General features: G+C 47.3%; 23 protein-coding genes and 1 other annotated feature. Of the genes, 22 read left to right on the top strand and 1 reads right to left on the bottom strand.

The features are described 5' to 3' along the window. Window positions 1-5: 5 nt before the first annotated feature. The 13 genes from mnmA to mtnN all read left to right on the top strand — a co-directional run bounded on the left by mnmA (window position 6) and on the right by mtnN (window position 13628). Window positions 6-1124, top strand: coding sequence for a tRNA 2-thiouridine(34) synthase MnmA (mnmA, locus tag ACRC6Q_RS10640; RefSeq protein WP_431466491.1), 1119 nt, complete (start codon window positions 6-8; stop codon window positions 1122-1124). A 14-nt stretch (window positions 1125-1138) separates the two neighbouring features. Further along, window positions 1139-1798 carry a tetratricopeptide repeat protein gene (locus tag ACRC6Q_RS10635; RefSeq protein ID WP_223638119.1) on the top strand — a complete coding sequence of 220 codons (660 nt, stop codon included), beginning with the start codon at window positions 1139-1141 and terminating at the stop codon, window positions 1796-1798. A gap of 24 nt (window positions 1799-1822) precedes the next feature. Further along, window positions 1823-4240, top strand: a complete 2418-nt coding sequence (recD2, locus tag ACRC6Q_RS10630; protein ID WP_223638116.1) for an SF1B family DNA helicase RecD2 — start codon at window positions 1823-1825, stop codon at window positions 4238-4240. A 306-nt stretch (window positions 4241-4546) separates the two neighbouring features. Then, window positions 4547-4756, top strand: a binding site (T-box leader). Between the two features lie 41 nt (window positions 4757-4797). Beyond that, complete coding sequence (gene alaS / locus ACRC6Q_RS10625) at window positions 4798-7422, top strand: alanine--tRNA ligase (RefSeq protein ID WP_431466490.1); 2625 nt, start codon at window positions 4798-4800, stop codon at window positions 7420-7422. Window positions 7423-7511: 89 nt separating this feature from the next. Next, window positions 7512-7778 (top strand): IreB family regulatory phosphoprotein, encoded by a 267-nt coding sequence (locus ACRC6Q_RS10620; RefSeq protein WP_223638110.1) that lies wholly within the window; start codon window positions 7512-7514, stop codon window positions 7776-7778. A gap of 7 nt (window positions 7779-7785) precedes the next feature. Beyond that, window positions 7786-8202, top strand: a complete 417-nt coding sequence (ruvX, locus tag ACRC6Q_RS10615; RefSeq protein ID WP_146557809.1) for a Holliday junction resolvase RuvX — start codon at window positions 7786-7788, stop codon at window positions 8200-8202. 13 nt (window positions 8203-8215) lie between these two features. Beyond that, window positions 8216-8524 (top strand): DUF1292 domain-containing protein, encoded by a 309-nt coding sequence (locus ACRC6Q_RS10610; RefSeq protein ID WP_223638108.1) that lies wholly within the window; start codon window positions 8216-8218, stop codon window positions 8522-8524. A gap of 125 nt (window positions 8525-8649) precedes the next feature. Continuing rightward, window positions 8650-9774 carry an endolytic transglycosylase MltG gene (gene mltG, locus ACRC6Q_RS10605; RefSeq protein WP_223638105.1) on the top strand — a complete coding sequence of 375 codons (1125 nt, stop codon included), beginning with the start codon at window positions 8650-8652 and terminating at the stop codon, window positions 9772-9774. A 91-nt stretch (window positions 9775-9865) separates the two neighbouring features. After that, complete coding sequence (locus ACRC6Q_RS10600; protein ID WP_223638102.1) at window positions 9866-10471, top strand: O-methyltransferase; 606 nt, start codon at window positions 9866-9868, stop codon at window positions 10469-10471. Window positions 10472-10486: 15 nt separating this feature from the next. Further along, window positions 10487-11131 carry a uridine kinase gene (udk, locus tag ACRC6Q_RS10595; RefSeq protein ID WP_298830550.1) on the top strand — a complete coding sequence of 215 codons (645 nt, stop codon included), beginning with the start codon at window positions 10487-10489 and terminating at the stop codon, window positions 11129-11131. An 80-nt stretch (window positions 11132-11211) separates the two neighbouring features. After that, window positions 11212-11688, top strand: a complete 477-nt coding sequence (greA, locus tag ACRC6Q_RS10590; protein WP_215098774.1) for a transcription elongation factor GreA — start codon at window positions 11212-11214, stop codon at window positions 11686-11688. Window positions 11689-11820: 132 nt separating this feature from the next. Beyond that, window positions 11821-12561, top strand: coding sequence for a DUF1510 family protein (locus ACRC6Q_RS10585; protein WP_223638096.1), 741 nt, complete (start codon window positions 11821-11823; stop codon window positions 12559-12561). Window positions 12562-12923: 362 nt separating this feature from the next. After that, entirely contained in the window at window positions 12924-13628 is a 705-nt protein-coding gene (mtnN, locus tag ACRC6Q_RS10580; RefSeq protein WP_223638093.1) for a 5'-methylthioadenosine/S-adenosylhomocysteine nucleosidase, read from the top strand. Window positions 13629-13692: 64 nt separating this feature from the next. Here mtnN and pssA read toward each other — a convergent pair whose 3' ends face one another. Further along, window positions 13693-14232 carry a CDP-diacylglycerol--serine O-phosphatidyltransferase gene (gene pssA / locus ACRC6Q_RS10575; protein ID WP_223638090.1) on the bottom strand — a complete coding sequence of 180 codons (540 nt, stop codon included), beginning with the start codon at window positions 14230-14232 and terminating at the stop codon, window positions 13693-13695. Window positions 14233-14327: 95 nt separating this feature from the next. Between pssA and ACRC6Q_RS10570 the strand changes: the two genes are divergently transcribed. From ACRC6Q_RS10570 to ACRC6Q_RS10530, 9 genes are read left to right on the top strand one after another with little or no spacing between them, the layout of a single operon-like run. Beyond that, window positions 14328-15101: a phosphatidylserine decarboxylase gene (locus ACRC6Q_RS10570; RefSeq protein WP_431466489.1), complete on the top strand. Its 774-nt coding sequence runs from the start codon at window positions 14328-14330 to the stop codon at window positions 15099-15101. Between the two features lie 38 nt (window positions 15102-15139). Next, entirely contained in the window at window positions 15140-15661 is a 522-nt protein-coding gene (locus ACRC6Q_RS10565) for a YqeG family HAD IIIA-type phosphatase (protein WP_223638075.1), read from the top strand. Then, window positions 15658-16761 (top strand): ribosome biogenesis GTPase YqeH, encoded by a 1104-nt coding sequence (gene yqeH / locus ACRC6Q_RS10560; protein ID WP_223638073.1) that lies wholly within the window; start codon window positions 15658-15660, stop codon window positions 16759-16761. The genes ACRC6Q_RS10565 and yqeH overlap by 4 nt, the downstream gene beginning before the upstream one ends. Before the next feature lie 11 nt (window positions 16762-16772). Beyond that, on the top strand, window positions 16773-17600 hold the full coding sequence (gene aroE, locus ACRC6Q_RS10555; RefSeq protein WP_431466488.1) for a shikimate dehydrogenase: 828 nt from the start codon (window positions 16773-16775) through the stop codon (window positions 17598-17600). Beyond that, complete coding sequence (yhbY, locus tag ACRC6Q_RS10550) at window positions 17587-17886, top strand: ribosome assembly RNA-binding protein YhbY (RefSeq protein ID WP_142827770.1); 300 nt, start codon at window positions 17587-17589, stop codon at window positions 17884-17886. Before aroE ends, yhbY begins: the two co-directional genes overlap by 14 nt. Then, a complete protein-coding gene (locus ACRC6Q_RS10545) occupies window positions 17883-18470 on the top strand; it encodes a nicotinate-nucleotide adenylyltransferase (protein WP_223638069.1) in 588 nt (195 codons plus the stop codon). Before yhbY ends, ACRC6Q_RS10545 begins: the two co-directional genes overlap by 4 nt. Further along, entirely contained in the window at window positions 18439-19014 is a 576-nt protein-coding gene (gene yqeK / locus ACRC6Q_RS10540) for a bis(5'-nucleosyl)-tetraphosphatase (symmetrical) YqeK (protein WP_223638066.1), read from the top strand. Before ACRC6Q_RS10545 ends, yqeK begins: the two co-directional genes overlap by 32 nt. Then, window positions 19011-19349, top strand: a complete 339-nt coding sequence (gene rsfS / locus ACRC6Q_RS10535) for a ribosome silencing factor (RefSeq protein WP_223638063.1) — start codon at window positions 19011-19013, stop codon at window positions 19347-19349. The genes yqeK and rsfS overlap by 4 nt, the downstream gene beginning before the upstream one ends. Further along, window positions 19346-20068: a class I SAM-dependent DNA methyltransferase gene (locus tag ACRC6Q_RS10530; protein ID WP_431466487.1), complete on the top strand. Its 723-nt coding sequence runs from the start codon at window positions 19346-19348 to the stop codon at window positions 20066-20068. Before rsfS ends, ACRC6Q_RS10530 begins: the two co-directional genes overlap by 4 nt. Window positions 20069-20170: the final 102 nt, after the last annotated feature.

Here is a 20170-nt window from a genome sequence, read left to right as displayed (position 1 = left end):
AAAAAATGACTGCAAAAGCACCACAAGATACACGCGTTGTTGTCGGCATGTCCGGAGGGGTGGACTCTTCGGTTGCCGCTTATTTATTGAAAGAACAAGGTTATGATGTCATCGGCATCTTCATGAAAAACTGGGATGATACGGACGAGAACGGTGTCTGTACGGCAACAGAGGATTACGAAGACGTGATCCGGGTCTGCAACCAGATCGGCATTCCGTATTATGCCGTCAATTTCGAAAAACAGTATTGGGATAAAGTCTTCACCTATTTCCTGGAAGAATACAAAGCGGGACGCACTCCGAACCCGGATGTCATGTGCAATAAGGAAATCAAATTCAAAGCTTTCCTTGAGCACGCGTTGAGCCTGGGCGCGGATTATTTGGCGACCGGCCATTACGCACAAGTCGAGCACGCTAAAAACGGCGAAACGAAAATGCTGCGCGGCAAAGACAACAACAAGGACCAGACCTATTTCCTGAACCAATTGGATCAAGGCCAGTTGTCCAAAGTGATGTTCCCCATCGGCCATATGGAAAAGAAAAAAGTCCGTGAAATCGCATTGGAAGCTGGGCTTGCCACAGCGACGAAAAAAGATTCCACCGGCATCTGCTTTATTGGCGAACGCAATTTCAAGGAATTCCTTGGGCAATATTTGCCTGCACAGCCTGGCACGATGGAAACCTTGGAAGGCGTCAAAATGGGCGCGCACGACGGCTTGATGTACTACACGATCGGCCAACGCCAGGGACTTGGCATCGGCGGTGCCGGCGACCCGTGGTTCGTCATCGGCAAAGACCTGAAAAAGAATGTGTTATACGTCGGGCAAAATATCCATCACGATGCTCTTTTCTCGGATAGCCTGACGGCGGTAAACTTAAGCTTCACGTCAAATACAGCACCAACCGGAACGTTGGAATGCACAGCGAAATTCCGCTACCGCCAACAGGACGTTGGCGTATCAGTAGAATTCAAAGGTGAAGAAGCCATTGTGACATTTGCAGAGCCGGTCCGTGCTATTACGCCTGGCCAGGCAGTCGTTTTCTATGACGGCGAAGAATGCCTCGGCGGCGGAACCATCGACCGCGTCTTTAAAAACGGTGCGCGTTTGGAATATGTAGGCTAATGGGAGAGACAGCGATGAATTACAACGAAATCGGCATTCAGGCATTACAGGAAGGCAACACGGAAGAAGCGATCAAAGCTTTTACACAAGCGATCGAAGAGCAGCCGGACAATCCGCTTGGCTATATCAATTTTGGCCATGTGCTGACTTCCATGGATGAAATCGACCGCGCAGAGCGGTTTTTCCAAAAAGCGATCGTGCTGGATGAAACATCGGCGACGGCTTATTATGGCCTCGCCAATCTGTATTTCAACTCGGAACGTTACGAGGAAGCGTTGAAATTATACGAAAAAGCCCTCCAATACGAACTGGAAGGCGCGGATGCGCATTTCATGATCGGCAAATGCTTCGAAAAACTGGAGCAGCCAAAATTGGCGCTGCCCTATCTGCAGCGCGCAGTGGAGCTGGATGAAACCGATGTCCAGTCCCGTTTGAGCTTCGGCATCACGTTGGCATCATTGGAATTGTTCGAACTGGCAGAGCCGCAATTTTTGCAGGTGCTCGAACAGGATCCGAACCATTCGGACGCCCATTATAATTTGGGTGTTCTTTATGCGGTTTCCACAAACCGCAAAGAAGATGCCATGAACCACCTGAAACAAGCCTATACGCTTGATGAACGAAACGAAATGGCGCGATACGCCTACGATATGATTGCAACGACACTGGAATAGCCACGTGAAAGGGAGACGACAGAAATGACCGGACAAATCGATTTATTCCAAGAAGAAAAACAGTTTGTATTAGGGCGTCCTGTCGTCTCGATATTTCACAATCCCCAAAATTTATTCTCCATTGCGAAAGTGAAGATCCAGGAAACCAACACCCCGTATACCGAAAAGGAAATTATCGTGTCGGGTTATTTTCCAATGCTGTCCCTTGAAGAGCAATACCGTTTTACCGGCGCCGTGAAAAACCATCCGCGCTACGGCGTTCAGTTCCAGGTAGAAACTTTCACCAAGGAAGTGCCGGAAACCGAACAAGGAATTATCCATTATTTGTCAAGTGACATGTTCAACGGCATCGGCCGGAAAACAGCGGAAACGATCGTCAAAAAACTTGGCAAGGATGCCATCAAAAAGATTTTGGAAGACCCGGATGCACTGGACAAAGTGCCGCGTCTGTCCGACGAAAAAAAGGACACGATCCGTGCAACGCTGCAGATGAATCTCGGGCTTGAGCGTGTCATGATCCAGCTCAACGACTGGGGCTTTGGCCCGCAAGTTGGCATGCGGATCTACCAGGCCTACCGCGAGGAAACCATCGACATCCTGACGAAAAACCCGTTTCAGCTGATCGAGGAAATCGAAGGAATCGGTTTCCAGCGCGCTGATGAACTGGGCATGAAGCTCGGCATCACAGGCAGCCACCCGGACCGCATCAAAGCATCGATCCTGCATATCCTCAACCAGGCCTCGCTGTCTGAAGGCCACGTCTATGTGGATGCCAAGGCTTTGATTCCCATGGTCAAAGAGATGCTGGAATCACGCCAACAAGAAGAGATTCCGATCGATGCGATTTCCAAAGCGGCGATTGAGCTGAATGAAGAAGGCAAAGTCGCTGGAGAAGAAACGCGGCTTTATTTGCCATCGCTGTATTATTCGGAAGTCGGCATTGCGACAAAATTGGAAACGCTGCTTGCAGAACAGGAAACCCGGACGAAGTTTCCGAGTTCTGAAGTGCGGAAGGCACTCGGCGAAGCGGAAGAGCGGCTGGGTGTCAGCTATGCCGAAACGCAGGTCGATGCGATCGAAAACAGCATCAATTCATCCGTCATGATCTTAACCGGCGGACCGGGTACCGGCAAGACCACCGTCGTCCGAGGTTTGGTAGAGATCTATGCAGAGCTGCACGGGCTGTCGCTGGACCCAAAAGAGTACGCCAAGAAAAAAGAGCCGTTTCCGATCATCCTGGCAGCACCGACAGGACGTGCAGCGAAGCGGTTAAGTGAATCAACGGATTTGCCGGCCATGACCATCCACCGTCTGCTCGGCTTTAACGGGCAGGAAAAAGACGAAGAAACCGAAAAGGAAATCGAAGGCAAATTGATCATCATCGATGAAATGTCGATGGTCGATACATGGCTCGCGCACCAGCTCTTAAAAGCGGTGCCGGAAGATGCCCAATTGATTTTTGTCGGGGACCAGGACCAATTGCCGCCGGTCGGACCGGGGCAGGTGCTGCGGGATCTGCTCGAATCAAAACGGATTCCCACTGTGGAATTGACCGAAATCTATCGGCAGTCGTCGGGCTCATCAATCATCGAGCTGGCCCACCAAATGAAAAAAGGCCAATTGCCGGATGACATCACCGCAAAAACGGCCGACCGTTCATTCATCAAAGCGGGCATCGACCAGATTCCGTCTGTTGTTGAAAAAGTCGTCAAGAGCGCTTTATCAAAAGGCCATTCAATCAAAGACATCCAGGTGCTGGCGCCGATGTACAAAGGACCGGCAGGAATTGATGCCTTGAACCGCATGATCCAGGAAATGGTCAACCCGAATCCGGATGGCAAACGAAAAGAACTGGTATTCGGCGACATCACCTACCGCATCGGCGACAAGATTCTGCAGCTCGTCAACCAGCCGGAAAGCAATGTCTTCAACGGCGATATGGGGGAAGTTGTGGCAATCCTAAAAGCGAAAGAGACCGTCGAAAAGCAGGACATGCTGGTGGCGTCGTTCGACGGCATTGAAGTGACCTATGAACGCAGCGACTTGAACCAGTTGACGCTGGCCTATTGCTGCTCGATCCATAAATCACAGGGCTCCGAATTCCCGACCGTCATCATGCCCGTGGTCCGCGGCTATATGAAAATGCTGCGGCGCAATTTGCTGTACACCGGCATCACCCGAAGCAAAGATTTCCTCATCCTCTGCGGCGACCCGAGCGTTTTCCGCTACGGCGTCGAACGCACAGACGACGCGCAGCGGATGACGACTTTAAAGAATCGCTTAGCAGTCGCAGCGGAAGAACCGAAAACCGAACAGCAAACACAGCAAAAAGCTGAAGCCAAACAAAGCGGACCCGTCAGCCTGACCAACGAAAACGTCCACGCCATCCACCCGATGATCGGCATGGAAGGCATCACGCCACAGAAGTTTATGGAAGCTTGATGTGAAAAGTTGAAAAGGTAGATTGGGCTTCGATATTCCACAAAATAGCTTTGCTTTTTCCTATACCGGTTGCTTGGAGTGCAGGTGCTCGACTCCTGCGGAATAGTGAGACGACCGAGACCCCGCAGGGAGCGAAGCGACTGAGGAGGCTTGGGCGCGAACCCGTGGAAAGCGAGCGCCGGAACGGAAAGCAGCCATTTCAATGAAAAGATGCTTGATTAATATTGAGAAGCGCATGGAGCGATTTCTTAACCCTTCTATTGACATCACCCAAAGCTTTTTCTATAATTCAAATTAGACTGATAGACAAACACATTGATGGAGACAGTATAAAATCGCATCCGGACAGAAACGGGACCCCTGGCTGAAAGGCCCCGACGAGATCTGATTTTAGAAAGCTACTCCGGAGTGCAGCTAATCCCTGCCGTTGAACCGCGTTAAGGTGTTCGAGAGACACGGAGCTTCATGGTCCGTGTAACTAGGGTGGTACCGCGAAATAAAGCCTTCGTCCCTTTTTTGGGATGGGGGCTTTTTATTATGCTGAGGAGGAAAAACAGATGAAAAATTTGAAAGCTGAAGACATCAGACAATTGTATCTCGACTTCTTTAAAGAAAAAGGCCATGACCAGGAGCCGAGCGCACCGCTCGTGCCTTTTGAAGATCCGTCCCTTTTATGGATCAACAGCGGCGTGGCGACCTTGAAGAAATATTTTGACGGCCGTGTCATTCCTGAAAACCCACGGATCGTCAATGCACAAAAATCGATCCGTACGAACGATATTGAAAATGTCGGCAAAACGGCACGCCACCATACGTTTTTTGAAATGCTTGGCAACTTCTCCATCGGTGAATACTTCAAAACTGAAGCGATCCACTGGGCTTGGGAATTTCTGACTGACGAAAAATGGATCGGCTTCGATGCCGAGAAATTATCGGTGACGATCCATCCGGAAGACGAAGAGGCTTATGGCATCTGGTTGAACGAAGTCGGGGTGCCGGCTGAGCGCATCATCCGGCTGGAAGGGAACTTCTGGGATATCGGAGAAGGCCCAAGTGGACCGAACTCTGAAATTTTCTATGACCGCGGCGAAAGCTACGGCAATGACATGAACGACCCTGAATTGTATCCAGGCGGCGAAAACGACCGTTACCTGGAAATCTGGAACCTGGTCTTTTCTCAGTTCAACCACAATCCGGACCATACCTATACGCCGCTTCCGAAGCAGAATATCGATACAGGAATGGGTTTGGAACGTATGGCTTCTGTTGTACAGGATGTACCGACCAACTTCGATACGGATCTGTTCATCCCGATCATCCGGAAAACCGAAGAGATTTCAGGCAAGAAATATGGTGAAGATGCCGATATGGACATGGCTTTCAAAGTGATCGCCGACCATATCCGCACCGTGGCATTTGCAATCGGTGACGGAGCGCTACCGTCGAATGAAGGCCGCGGCTATGTATTGCGCCGCCTGTTGCGCCGGGCTGTCCGTTACGCGAAGAAACTGGGCGTCGAGAAACCGTTCCTGTTTGAATTGGTACCGGTTGTCGGCGACATCATGAAAAACTTCTACCCGGAAGTGAACGACAAGCAAGACTTTATCATCCGTGTCATGAAACTCGAGGAAGAACGTTTCCACGAAACGCTTCACGATGGCTTGGCAATTTTGTCGTCAGTAGTAGAAAAAGAAAAAGCTGCCGGACTTACGGAAGTCCCAGGCGAAGATGCATTCCGCTTGTATGATACGTATGGCTTCCCGGTGGAGTTGACAGAAGAATACGCAGAAGAAGAAGGCATGACAATCGACCATGCAGGCTTTGAAGCCGCAATGCAAGCACAGCGTGACCGTGCGAGAAATGCACGCCAGAATGTCAATTCGATGCAGACACAATCCGAAGTGTTGGGCGATATTAAAGAAGCAAGCGAGTTTATCGGTTACAGCCAGACAGTATCCGATGCCAACATTCTGTTCATCATCAAAGACGGTGAACTGGCAGACAGCGCACACGAAGGTGAAGAAGTGCAGGTCATCCTGGATGAGACGCCATTCTACGCTGAAAGCGGTGGGCAGATTGCGGATCACGGGACCTTGCGCAACGACTTGGCAAGCGTAGCTGTGCTCGATGTCAAAAAAGCGCCAAATGGCCAGAACCTGCATTCCGTGCGCGTAGAAACCGGTGAATTGACGAAATCGGCTGTGCATGCGCAAGTGGATGCATCCGAACGTCGCCATACGGTGAAAAACCATACGGCGACACACCTCTTGCACCAGGCGCTCAAAGATGTTTTGGGGACGCACGTCAACCAGGCAGGATCTTATGTAGGGCCGGACCGTCTGCGTTTCGATTTCTCGCATTTCGGCCAGGTGACGAAAGAGGAATTGGAAACAATCGAGCAAATCGTCAACGAAAAGGTTTGGGAAGGCATTGCGGTCCAGACCGGCTACCATAACCTGCAGGAAGCAAAAGAAATGGGTGCTATGGCTTTGTTCGGCGAGAAATACGGCGACGTTGTCCGTGTCGTGGAAATCGGCGGCTATTCGCTGGAGCTTTGCGGTGGTGTCCACGTGGCCAATACGTCTGAAATCGGATTGTTCAAAATCGTTTCAGAAGGCGGCATCGGAGCCGGTATCCGGAGAATTGAAGCGGTAACCGGCAAAGGCGCATATGAAAGCCTGAAAGACAGCGAACAGATTTTGGAGCAGGCCGCAGGACTTCTGAAAGCCAATCCAAAAGACATGGTCCAAAAAGTTCAGTCTGTCCAAGCCGAAATCAAATCATTGCAGCGTGAAAATGAATCGCTGCTTGCGAAGGTATCAAATGCACAATCCGCTGGTATACTGGATCACGCGCAAAAAGTCGGCGATATCACCGTATTGTCTGTCAAAGTAGAGGCCAAAGACAACAACCAATTGCGCCAGATGCTGGATGATTTGAAAACGAAAATCGACAAGGCGGTCATCGTTTTAGGTGCAACAGACGGAGACAAAGTCATGCTGGCTGCAGGTGTTACGAAAGATTTGGCAGGCGGCGATTACCATGCTGGGCAAATCGTCAAACATGTGGCAGAGCTATGCGGAGGAAAAGGCGGCGGCCGTCCGGATATGGCGATGGCGGGTGCAAAAGATGCCGGGAAATTGGAATCGGCGCTCGAATCCGTTTACAGCTTAGTGAAATAGGTTTAATAAATCCAAGCTATCGGTTATAATGGTAATCAGACAGCAGGAGCAATTATTCCTATTTAAAATCCGAAAGCGAGGTGCTTGTCGTGAGTTCATTTGATCGAACTATGAAATTCGATTCTTCTGATGAGTCGATGGAGCAGGAAGTGAAGCAAGTGATGCTTCAGGTCCATTCTGCACTTGAAGAAAAAGGCTATAACCCGATCAATCAGATTGTCGGATATTTGTTATCAGGTGATCCGGCTTATATTCCTCGCCATCAGGATGCGCGAAATATGATTCGCAAACTGGAACGGGATGAAATTCTGGAAGAGCTTGTAAAGTTCTATATTAAGAAGAATAACGGGGAATAATGAAATGATGCGTATAATGGGACTTGATGTCGGTTCGAAAACGATCGGAGTCGCAATCAGCGATCCGATGGGCTGGACAGCCCAAGGAATCGAAACCGTCAAAATAAATGAAGCGATCGAAGAATTTGGAATGGACCGCCTCGGTGAACTGATCAAGCAATATGAAGTGACCGAAGCGGTTGTCGGCTACCCGAAAAACATGAACAATTCAATCGGGCCGCGCGCTGAAGCATCCGAAAGATTTGCAGCTTTGCTGAAAGAAGCGTATAGTATACCGGTGGTCCTATGGGATGAACGGCTTACGACGTCGGCAGCAGAGAAGATGTTGATCTCCGCAGATGTCAGCCGCAAAAACCGCAAAAAAGTGATCGACAAGATGGCGGCAGTCATGATTTTGCAAGGCTATCTTGATTTTAAAAAATAATGAGGTGACACAAATGGAACACGGACAAGAGCACATTACAGTCGTTGATGAAAACGGCAACGAACAATTATTTGAAGTATTGTTTACATTTGAATCAGCAGACTTCGGAAAATCATACGTTTTGTATTTCCCGGTAGGCGCTGAAGAAGATGAAGAAGGCGAAATCGAAATTCATGCATCTTCCTTCACTGAAAACCCTGACTCGGACGAAACTGTAGGCGGCGGAGAACTTCGCCCGGTTGAAACGGATGCTGAATGGGACATGATCGAAGAAATGTTGAATACCTTCCTTGACGAAGAAGAAGAAAACGAAGAGCTTTAAAAATGGAGGACGGAATTGATTGCTGATTCCGTCTTTTTCTTTTGTGCGTTTTTCTTGTATACTTAAAGAAGTTGAACAGCTAAGGTCCAACTTTTGCAGAAGAGAAAAGCTGGGGGGGGGAACCCGTGGAGAAACAGTCAAAAAAAGACATCATGTTTGAACGCATGAAAGAAAAAAAGAAGGAAGTGAGAGTCGTCCGACGCATCGTATTAATAGTCGCGCTGATCCTATTGGTCATTATCGGGATCGCAGGCTTTCAAGCCTATAATTACATCAGCAGCGCCCTTGCGCCGGTAGATCCGGATTCAGAGGAAGTGGTGACCGTTGAAGTCCCGATCGGTTCAAGTCTGGACAGCATTGCGGCATTGCTTGAAGAAAACGGAGTCATTGAAGATGCACGCATCTACAAATACTATGTGAAATTCAATAATGAATCCGAGTTTCAAGCTGGAACTTATGATTTGCTGCCGTCCATGACATTGGATGAAATTACGGAAAGCCTAAAAAGCGGTAAAGTCTATCGCGAGCCGCTGTTTACGATCAACGTTCCAGAAGGCTTGACGGTGGAAGAGATTGCCGAAAACGTCATTGCGGAAAAAACTTCGCATACGGCTGAAGAATTTTTAGCGAAAATCGAAGATCCGGCTTATATTGAAGAGCTGATGATCAAGTATCCGGAGTTATTGACAGATGAGATATTGGGCGATAATATCCGTTATGCACTTGAAGGCTATCTGTTCCCGGCCACTTACGCCATTTACGAAGAAGATCCTTCACTGACATTGCTCATTGAACAGATGCTTGATACGACTCAAGCCAATGTTCTGCAGTATCAAGCCGTTTTGGAAGAAAGCGGAAGATCGCCGCATTGGTTGTTGACCTTCGCTTCGCTGTTGGAAGAAGAAGCGACAGCGCAGTCTGATCGCCAAACCATTGCCAGCGTCTTCTATAACCGTTTGGATGATGATATGCCGTTGCAGACGGATCCAACCGTCATCTACGCAATGGGTGAGCATAAAGACCGCTTGTTCAATACGGATTACGAATTTGAACATCCATACAGCACTTACCAGAACAAAGGGCTGCCGCCTGGTCCGATCGCGAATGCCGGAGGATCTTCAATTGAAGCAGTGCTCGATCCTGCTGATACTGACTACTTCTACTTCCTGGCTGATTCGGAAGGTACGAATCATTTTGCCAAAACTTATGAAGAACATTTGGCGAACCGCGATGAATATATCGGGAATTAACACCTTCGAGAAGGAAGCGTCCTCGCTTTCCTTCTCTTTTTATGGTAATATTTGAAGTAATTTTTGCTTAGTCGAAAAGGAGCTTTCCAGTATGGTGAACAATCAATTAGCAACGACGCTTGAAGAGATGCGAACATATGCAGCTACGCATCATGTGCCGATCATGGAAGATCAGGGAATCCGGGAACTGCTGGATCTGCTGAAACAGCAGCAGCCCGAACGGATTTTGGAAATTGGTTCGGCCATCGGCTTTTCGGCGATAAAAATGGCAGAAGCCTTGCCCGCTTGCACAGTGGACACCGTTGAACGCGACGATTCCCGTTATCGGAAAGCGGTCGAATTTATTGCGCAATCAGGTTTAGGGAACCAGATCCGAATATTCCATGCAGATGCATTGGAGCTCGAACTGGCAATTCTGAAACCGCAATATGATGCTATTTTCATCGATGCAGCAAAAGGGCAATATGAGCGCTTTTTCGACAAGTATGAACCTTTATTGCCAAAAGGCGGAATCATATATTGCGATAACATGGCCATGCATGGACTTTCAGATATCCCGTTATCTGAAGTGCCCAGAAGAAAGCGCACGATGATCCGCAATCTGGCGGCCTTTAAAGAACATATGCTCAGTCACTCCGGTTACGACACGGAATTATTGTCTTCGGGAGACGGCATTATGATCTGCAAAAAAAGATGAATACACTAAAAAGAGATTTGCAAGGAGCTAAACAACATGTCGAAGAAACGGCCGGTCGTTATTGGGATCGCAGGGGGTTCGGGCTCGGGGAAAACGAGTGTAACGAACTCCATCTATGAAGTATTTAAAGAAAACTCGGTGGTGGTGATCGAGCAGGATTATTATTACAAAGATCAAAGCCATTTGGCTTTTGAAGAACGCCTGGAAACGAATTACGACCATCCATTGGCATTTGATACAGACCTGCTGATCGAGCACATCAACGAATTGCTGGAGCGCCGCCCAATCGAAAAACCGGTATATAATTATGCGCTACATACGCGTGCTGAAGAAACGGTCGTAATCGAACCGAAAGATGTCATTATCCTGGAAGGGATTTTGGTGCTGGAAGATGTCCGGTTGCGTGAATTGATGGATATCAAATTATTCGTCGACACGGATGGCGACTTGCGCATCATACGCCGTCTGCTGCGTGACATCAACGAACGTGGCCGGACCATCGACTCGGTCATCGAACAATACTTGACCGTCGTACGTCCGATGCATAACCAATTTATCGAACCGACCAAACGGTATGCAGACGTCATTATTCCAGAAGGCGGACAAAACGAAGTGGCGATTGATTTAATGGTCACAAAAATCAAAACTATTCTTGAATAGATTGTCAATCTATAATATGATGAGACCAGACTGACGGTTGCACACGTGCATCCAGGTCAGCAGTTGAAGGAGTGGAAACAATGGCTAACGAAAAACAATTTCCAATGACAGCTGCAGGAAAGCAGAAGTTGGAAGATGAACTGGACTTTCTAAAAACGATTAAACGCAAAGAAGTGGTTGAACGAATTAAGATCGCGCGTGATTTCGGTGATTTATCCGAGAATGCTGAATATGATTCTGCGAAAGAAGATCAGGCATTTGTAGAGGGCCGTATCTCAACACTCGAATCGATGATCCGCAACGCGGTTATCATAAATGAAAATGAATCGAACAAAGACATCGTCCGCTTAGGGACGACCGTTACATTTATAGAAGTTCCAGATGGCGATAAAGAATCCTACACAATCGTCGGGTCAGCTGAAGCGGATCCTTTGGAAGGCCGTATTTCAAACGATTCTCCAATTGCAAAAAGCATGATCGGCCGCACAATCGGTGAAAATGTCAAAGTACTGACACCTGGCGGAGAAATGGAAATCAAGATTCTTTCAATCACGTAATGGAGACGGCCGTTCTGTAAAAGGGATGGCCGTTTCTCATTATTTTGACTTTTACTGAAACGAAATTATCGCTGAAACGTCAAATTTGTCATACTGGATTTATGGTAAACTATTAAGAAAGGGGGACATCCAATGACTAACGAAGAAAAACCTTATCCCTCTCGTTTGAAGAAAAAGAAAAACCGGTCAAATTCCATTTTGAATATAATGATCGGCTTGGTATTTGCATTGATTCTCATTATCGGGGTTTCCATGCTGTTTAGTGGAGGGGACGATCAGGCTCAAGATCTTGAAGCGGTGACGATTTCACCTGAAACCGAAGACCAAACGAGTGGCACTGGAGACAGTGAAGAAGGAAGCGCAGGCACCGATGAAGATGCTGAAGCCTCTGAAGAAGAAAAAGAAGCAGCTAAAAAGGCTGAAGAAGAAAAAGCTAAAGAAGAAGCTGAAGCTAAAAAAGCTGAAGAAGAAAAAGCTAAAGAAGAAAAAGCCAAAGAAGAAGAAGGATCTGTCACAAAAGGCGGAACCATCACACGAGAAGATTCCAGTGACCCGATAGTGGAAGAAACAGTCATCAATACGAGCTGGGAGCCGGTAGGCACTAAGCAAAAAGGTGATCATGTCTCTGTGTACCAGAAGGATTCTGTGGATTGGAACGAAAAAGTCAATGCGGTAGCTTATGCGACTGGCCTTGATGCCAACAATATGTATGTCATGATGATTAAAAACGGCGGCGGTCCTCAGAAGTCGATTGCGACTGTTCAGTCCAAAGACGAATCTGAAAAATATCGTGTCCATATGGAATGGGTAGACGGCGAAGGCTGGAAACCAGTGAAAATGGACGTGCTGAAAACATTGGAAGGCGCCTATTGATAAAGGCGTCTTTTTCTTTGGTATAATATAAGTTGAACTAAAGAAACCGTCTTTTACACAACGCTTCGGACGCTTTGAGTAGGGTTCCTAAAGTAAGAGTTGTAAAACCTCTGCTTCTGCATCGCTCCGCTACCTTCGAAGCAAAGAAAATAACCTAAACTTCCTTTGGTTTATTTTCTTGCCTAGCCCTTGGGCGCGCCGGCGCTAAGAGATGTAGTGAATTTGAAGCGAGCCTCTGTGTTACCACTGTATCCATAATAGATTTGCGGAATATCAGCAGGCGAAGATTCTTTGTACAACTTATATATAAAAGGGTATTGAAACAGGAAAGATAAATTGACGCTGGAATGGGGAATAGCAAAATGAAAATCGGTGTAATTGGTGCGATGGAAGAAGAAGTTCAACTATTGAGAAGCGGTCTGGAAGATTCCCGGACAGAAGAAATTGCCAAATGTGAATTTACTTTGGGTACATACGAAGGGCAGGAAATCGTCTTGCTGAAAAGCGGCATCGGCAAGGTCAATGCCGCCATGTCAACAACAATCCTTTTACAGCAGTACCAGCCGGATATTGTCATCAATATCGGTTCGGCAGGCGGCTTTGATGAAGAACTCGAAGTTGGCGCGGTAGTCATCTCTGATGAAGTCCGTCACCACGATGTGGATGTTACAGTCTTCGGCTATGAAATGGGGCAGGTGCCTCAAATGCCGGCAGCATTCACTTCCAACGAAGAATTGATTGAACTGGCAATCAAGGCAGTCAAGGAAATGGGGCAGCATGATTACGCAGTCGGCTTGATTGCGACAGGCGATTCCTTTATGAATGATCCCGAACGTGTGGCAAAAGTCCGTGAATATTTTCCAACGATGAAAGCAGCTGAAATGGAAGCGGCTGCGGTTGCGCAGGTCTGCTATCAGTTCGACGTGGCATTCGTAGTCATTCGGGCACTGTCTGATATCGCCGGAAAAGAATCTTCTGTATCATTTGATGAATTTTTGCCTGTGGCAGCCAAGCATTCAACGGAAATCGTCTTCAATGTAATCAGCCGGTTGGCAGCGCGCATCTAACTTGAACTATGGAATTGCCCAAAATAAAAAGCTGAGGACGTTTTCTCAACGTCACTCAGCTTTTTTACACTTTTCTTAAAGAGAAGGTACTGACCATCAATAAAGAACAAAGGATGAACAGGAACATATAGGCGACTGGCGAAACCATCGTCAGACCAAAATAGGATAATGTAATGACCGTACCGGCCGCTGTAATCGGCAAACCGGTGAAATAACCGGTGGCATCCGAAATATTGAAACGCGCCAAACGAAAACCACCACAAGAAATATAGATGACTGTAAAAACCATTCCGATAAAACCGAAGTCCGACAAGACAAGCTGGTACATTAAAATTGCAGGGGCAACACCAAAGGATAATATGTCGCTCATCGAATCGAGCTGCTTACCGAGTTCAGATTCCTGATTGAACTTTCTTGCCACCATACCGTCAAAGCGGTCCAAAAAAGCCGCAATAAATATAAATAGCACGCTATAGCTATAAGATCCATTTAAAGTGGCCATAAGTGAGGCACCGCCAAACAGCATATTGCCGATTGTGATGGTGTTAGCGGTCTGTGACCTCAGCTTTTTTATGGTGTGATCCATTCTTTCTGTAATTAACAATGGAAAACACTCCTTCTTTTTTGTAAACTTGTTCACTCTATTATACTGTGAAAGGTAAAAAAATGGTAGACTATTTTAGCAACGGAGGCATCTCTATGAAAAAATATCTATACCAGCGTTCAATTGAACTTACAAACGGAGCTTTTACTTCCAATCTGATCCGCCAATTCTCTCAATCCAAAAACAGCCGAAGGTTTATTCCTGGCTATATCAAAGCCTATCAGATCTTAGTGGATGATGTCGAAGAGCCTGTGGATTCCTTTCCGACACTCCATGATTTCTTTGTCCGTAAACTGACGGCATCGAGCCGTCCGATCGCCAGTGCCCCTGTGGTTTCTCCAGTCGATGGCAAAATAGAAATTGCCGGAGATATGCAGGAAGGCATCACGTTCCTGGTGAAAGGCCAGCAGTATTCTTTGGCTGATCTCCTCGGGGATAACGCCTTGGCTGACCGCTATCAGAACGGAAAATATGCAGTGCTGTATTTATCGCCTGCCGATTATCACCGGATCCACAGTCCGGCTGATGGCAAAGTAGAGAAGCAATACGTACTCGGAAAAAAATCATACCCAGTCAACGCAGCTGGGTTGCACTACGGCAAAACGCCGATCAGCGGCAACTACCGCATGATCACCGAGCTGGAAACGGCGTTCGGCAGGATGCTGGTTGTCAAAGTCGGCGCCATGTTCGTCAATTCCATCAAGCTGACGGAAACCGGCAGTGAATGGCAAAAAGGCAGTGAAGTGGGCTATTTCAGTTTCGGATCCACAGTTGTGCTGTTCTTTGAGGAGAATTCCATCAAATTTGTCGAAGATATGTCGGATGGACAACGGATCAAGGTGGGAGAAGCGCTAGGAATTATGGTATAATCAATAGCATTAAGTTCGGAAAACAGGAGTGGGTTGCAGTGTATCAGAATTTTGTACCAAGCCAATACGTGAAAGACGTATTTGACATCAAGCCGGAAACATTGATTGAAAAGAATATTAAAGGCATCATTACGGATTTGGATAATACGCTTGTGGAATGGGATCGACCGGATGCGACACCGAAATTGATCGAGTGGCTGAAATCGATGAAGGACGCCGGCATCCAGGTAGTCATCGTTTCCAACAACAAGGAATTGCGCGTCAAGTCATTTGCGGATCCTTTAGGGATTCCGTTTATTTACCAGGCACGCAAACCGATGGGCCGCGCCTTCCGCAAAGCGCTCCGGATCATGGAAGCGAAGCGCGACCAGGTGGTGGTGATCGGAGATCAGATGCTGACGGATATTTTCGGCGGCAACTTGAATAAGATGCATACGATCTTGGTATTGCCAGTGGCTCAGTCCGATGGCTTTTTTACGCGTTTCAACCGGAGAGTCGAACGCAGAATCATGAAGAGATTGAAAGATAAAGGACAATTGATGTGGGAGGAAGAAAATTGAGTGAAATGCCAACTTGCATCGGATGCGGTGTACAGATTCAAACAGAAAACAAGGAAGAGGTAGGATATGCTCCGCCGTCTTCATTGGAAAAAGAAGAAATTATTTGCCAGCGTTGTTTCCGCCTGAAGAATTACAATGAACTTCAACCGGTTTCTTTGACGGATGATGATTTTCTGCGTATTTTAAACGGCTTAGGGGAACGCGATGGCCTAATTGTGAAGATTGTCGACATTTTCGACTTTAATGGCAGCTGGCTTCCGGGCCTTCACCGCTTTGTCGGAAATAACGATATCTTGTTGATTGCTAATAAAGCGGACTTGCTGCCGAAATCAGTCAAACAGCATAAACTGATCCATTGGATGAAACAGGAGGCCCGCAAGCTGGGCTTGCAGCCAATCGATGTGTTGACTGTCAGTGCCCATAGAGGGACTGGAGTTCCGGAAGCGATGGAAGCCATCGAAAAATACCGCAAAGGCAAAGATGTCTATGTGGTCGGCTGTACGAATGTGGGGAAATCGACGTTCATCAATCGCGTCATCAAACAGGCGACAGGACAAGCTGATGTCATTACAACTTCCCATTTCCCGGGAACCACGTTGGATATGATCGAAATCCCACTGGATGACAAACGTTCATTATTCGATACGCCAGGCATCATCAACCATCATCAATTGGCGCACCATCTTCAAACGGCAGATCTTAAGCAGATCATGCCTAAAAAAGAGATCAAGCCGCGCGTCTTCCAATTGAATGCGGAACAGACGTTATTTGTTGGCGGATTAGCCCGTTTCGACTTTATCCAAGGTGAACGCTCGTCTTTCACTGTCCATATCGCAAATGATCTGCCGATTCACCGGACCAAACTGGAAAACGCAGATGCTTTATATGAACAGCATTTGGGTGATATGCTGGCACCGCCATCGGCCGAATACAAAGATGATTTTCCGGAATTGGTGCGCCATGAGTTCAGCGTCAAGGAAGCGAAGACCGATATCGTCTTTTCGGGGCTTGGCTGGATTACCATTCAACACGGCAATGCTGTCATTGCTGCCCATGCACCTAAAGGTGTAGAAGTTCTATTGCGCCCATCGTTGATCTAGGAGGTTTTTAGATGAAGAAATGGTACGCGGTGATCGGTGATCCGATCTCCCATTCCTTATCCCCATTCATGCACGATACATGGTTTAGTGAACATGGCATTGAGGCAGCCTATATTCCGGTTCATGTGGAACCGTCACAGCTGGAAAAATCATTCGAAGCCATGAAAACGCTGGGAGTCAGCGGTTTTAATATCACGCTTCCGCATAAACAGTCGATTGTTCCGTTTCTGGGCAAACTGGAAGAAAGTGCCATGCAGATGAATGCCGTGAATACGGTGAATTTCGATGGGAAACAGTATGTCGGTTCCAATACGGATGGTGATGGCTTTGTCCAATCCTTGCTTGTTCATCCTGTCGATAAAGCATCTAAAGTCTTGCTGATCGGAGCGGGTGGTGCAGCAAGAGGCATCGCTTTCGCGTTGAAGCGCGCCGGGTTCAGTGAAGTCACGATCACCAATCGGACTTTCCGCCGGGCGGAGGAGCTGGCTGCTGAAACTGGCGGTTCCGCTATAACGCTTAAGGAATCCGAGGAACAATTGGCGGAATTTGCGATTCTGATCCAAACGACATCTGTCGGTTTGGCGACGGGCGAAGCTTTGCCGATTTCCCTGGAGCAGGTCAAGGCGGGAACTTTGGTGGCGGATATCATCTATGTTCCACTAGAGACACCTTTTTTAAAGAAAGCCGAAGAAAAAAATTGCGTTATATTGAATGGTGTCGGCATGTTTGTCTATCAGGGTGCAATTGCATTCGAAAAGTGGACAGGCGTACAGCCGGATACTGAAAAAATGATCAAATTGATCACAGAAAAACTAGGAGGCACTTATGTTAACAACTAAACAAAAAAGCTTTTTGAGAAGCGAAGCACATCATCTTGATCCGATTTTCCAGGTAGGCAAAGGCGGAGTCAACGAAGCCATGCTCGTTCAAATCAAAGAAGCATTGGAAAAGCGTGAATTGGTGAAAATCAGCATTCTTCAAAACAATGAAGATGGCAAAGATGAAGTGGCGAAAGCTCTTGCCAAAGGCACAAAATCACAATTGGTTCAATTGATCGGCCACACAGTGATTCTTTATAAACAATCGGTCAACAACAAAAAGATCGAGCTGCCGGTTAAAAGATGAAAAAAGTCGGGATTCTGGGCGGAACGTTCAATCCACCTCATCTCGGCCATCTGATTATGGCCAATGAAGCGTATCATTCAGCCGGATTGGACGAAGTGCGCTTCATGCCCAACTATATTGCACCACACAAGGATGTGGCGGGAGCCAGTGCGCACCAGCGTTTGGAGATGACGGGACTGGCCATTTCAGGCCGTCCGCAATTCCGGCTGGAAGCTTTTGAAATCGACAGCGGCGGGGTTTCCTATTCGTTTGACACACTGACGCGGCTGACTGAAAAAGAACCTGATAAGGAGTTCTACTTCATCATCGGAGGCGATATGGTGGAAGGTTTGCCTTCCTGGTATCGCATCGACGAATTGGTGAAGTTGATTCGCTTTATCGGAGTCAAGCGTCCGGGTTATAATATAGAAACACCTTATCCTGTCATGATGATTGATTCACCCGAATTGCTGCTGTCATCCACGATGTTGAGAGAGCGTGCCGCTAAAGGCGGACCCCTCACTTTTTTGGTGCCTGATAAAGTAGAAGCGTTTATCCGAGAGGAGGGCTTATATGGATTCCAGCGAAATGCTGCAGAAAGTTAAGGAACGACTGCCTGAAAAACGCTTTACGCATGTGCTGGGCGTGGTGAAAACAGCAAGAGAACTCGCCAAGGAATTTGATGTATCCGAGTCTAAGGCGGAAACTGCCGCGATTTTGCATGACGCAGCAAAATTTTCAGATCGGGAGTGGATGAAGTCCATTATCGTCTCTGAGAAGCTGGATCCCCTATTGCTCGATTATCATGCGGAACTTTGGCATGCACCTGTGGGCGCGTATATGGCGAAAACTGAATTTGGCGTGGAAGATGAAGATGTTCTGAATGCTATCCGTTACCATACAACCGGACGCGCGGAGATGTCTGATTTGGAAAAAGTCGTCTATATTGCCGATCTGATCGAACCGAACCGCAAATTTTCAGGTGTTGAAGAATTGCGACAATTAAAAGAACAGGGATTGGATGTTATGATGGAAGCCTCGGTCAAACATTCCATCGAATTTTTAGTATCGAAAAATCAACCGGTATTTCCGGATTCACTGAAGTGCTACAACTACTTCGTGCAACAGAAAGGGAAAGTGAAAGAATGACTAAAGAAACTTTACTACAAGTAGCTTATAATGCTGCAGAAGATAAAAAAGCGGAAGACATTGTTGTCTTGAATATGGAGGGGATTTCGCTTTTGGCTGATTTCTTCGTCATCTGCACAGGAAATTCCGATCGCCAAGTTCAGTCGATTGCAAGAGAAATCATGGATAAAGCACATGAAGAAGGCCATGAAGTGAAAAGCATCGAAGGATTCGATTCAGCGCGCTGGATCCTTGTCGATCTTGGCGATGTCGTGGCACATGTCTTCCACAAAGACGAACGCTCATACTATAATTTGGAACGCCTGTGGAGAGAAGCTCCGCAAATGGAAATATGAAATACGGAAAATTTGCCGCAGTCTATGATGGACTGATGGAGGATATTCCTTATGAAAAGTATGTGGAGTGGGTCGCTTCCCATGCTCCGTCCGGCAAATTGCTGGATGTGGCGTGCGGAACCGGCACATTGTCACAGCTTTTTGCTGAAATGGGCTATGACGTGACTGCCAGCGACTTGTCGGAAGACATGCTGACGGTCGCCAATCAACGTTTCCAGGAAGCAAACCAGTCGATTCCGGTACTTCAATTGTCCATGGACAACCTGGAGGGCCTGGACGGCTTTGATCTTGTCACGATTGCGATCGATTCCTTGAATTATCTGCAGACGGAACAACAGGTCCAGCAGACGTTCAAGGAAATCTATGCTTCATTGAATCCGGGCGGCCATTTTTTCTTTGATGTGCATTCCATCTTTAAAGTGGATGGAGTCTACATGGACAGCCCGTTTGTCTACGACGCGGAGGAAATCGCTTATATCTGGCATACAGAGCCTGGTGAAGCAGAACATAGCGTGATTCACGATATGACATTCTTTGTCCGCCAGAATGGGTTGTTTGAGCGTTTTGAAGAAACGCATGAGCAGCGCACCTTTTCCGTTGATGTGTACACGAAATGGCTGGAAGCGGCAGGGTTTTCTGTAGAGTCGGTCACCGCCGATTTTTCAGATCAGGCTCCGGACGAAGAAAGTGAACGCATTTTCTTTCATGCCAAAAAATAAAAAAAGCAATTCAGCCATCTGCATTTTGCAGGTGGTTTTTTGCTTGTCCGAAAAGGATGGACAGCAGCCGGTGAATTAATATATAATTCAAACAGCTTCCAT

The organism is Planococcus sp. SE5232 (assembly GCF_050686535.1).
Classification (GTDB): domain Bacteria; phylum Bacillota; class Bacilli; order Bacillales_A; family Planococcaceae; genus Planococcus.
The sequence above is the reverse complement of the archived record's forward strand: the minus strand, read 5'-3'. Positions and strand labels throughout refer to the sequence as shown.

Bases quoted from the DNA above. Each gene is read 5' to 3' on its own strand.
- greA (WP_215098774.1), top strand. From the start codon at position 11,212: ATGGCTAACGAAAAACAATTTCCAATGACAGCTGCAGGAAAGCAGAAG.
- ACRC6Q_RS10610 (WP_223638108.1), top strand. From the start codon at position 8,216: ATGGAACACGGACAAGAGCACATTACAGTCGTTGATGAAAACGGCAAC.
- mtnN (WP_223638093.1), top strand. From the start codon at position 12,924: ATGAAAATCGGTGTAATTGGTGCGATGGAAGAAGAAGTTCAACTATTG.
- recD2 (WP_223638116.1), top strand. From the start codon at position 1,823: ATGACCGGACAAATCGATTTATTCCAAGAAGAAAAACAGTTTGTATTA.
- ACRC6Q_RS10585 (WP_223638096.1), top strand. From the start codon at position 11,821: ATGACTAACGAAGAAAAACCTTATCCCTCTCGTTTGAAGAAAAAGAAA.
- ACRC6Q_RS10600 (WP_223638102.1), top strand. From the start codon at position 9,866: ATGGTGAACAATCAATTAGCAACGACGCTTGAAGAGATGCGAACATAT.
- ACRC6Q_RS10570 (WP_431466489.1), top strand. From the start codon at position 14,328: ATGAAAAAATATCTATACCAGCGTTCAATTGAACTTACAAACGGAGCT.
- yhbY (WP_142827770.1), top strand. From the start codon at position 17,587: ATGTTAACAACTAAACAAAAAAGCTTTTTGAGAAGCGAAGCACATCAT.
- ruvX (WP_146557809.1), top strand. From the start codon at position 7,786: ATGCGTATAATGGGACTTGATGTCGGTTCGAAAACGATCGGAGTCGCA.
- aroE (WP_431466488.1), top strand. From the start codon at position 16,773: ATGAAGAAATGGTACGCGGTGATCGGTGATCCGATCTCCCATTCCTTA.
- alaS (WP_431466490.1), top strand. From the start codon at position 4,798: ATGAAAAATTTGAAAGCTGAAGACATCAGACAATTGTATCTCGACTTC.
- mnmA (WP_431466491.1), top strand. From the start codon at position 6: ATGACTGCAAAAGCACCACAAGATACACGCGTTGTTGTCGGCATGTCC.
- yqeK (WP_223638066.1), top strand. From the start codon at position 18,439: ATGGATTCCAGCGAAATGCTGCAGAAAGTTAAGGAACGACTGCCTGAA.
- ACRC6Q_RS10545 (WP_223638069.1), top strand. From the start codon at position 17,883: ATGAAAAAAGTCGGGATTCTGGGCGGAACGTTCAATCCACCTCATCTC.
- rsfS (WP_223638063.1), top strand. From the start codon at position 19,011: ATGACTAAAGAAACTTTACTACAAGTAGCTTATAATGCTGCAGAAGAT.
- ACRC6Q_RS10530 (WP_431466487.1), top strand. From the start codon at position 19,346: ATGAAATACGGAAAATTTGCCGCAGTCTATGATGGACTGATGGAGGAT.
- ACRC6Q_RS10635 (WP_223638119.1), top strand. From the start codon at position 1,139: ATGAATTACAACGAAATCGGCATTCAGGCATTACAGGAAGGCAACACG.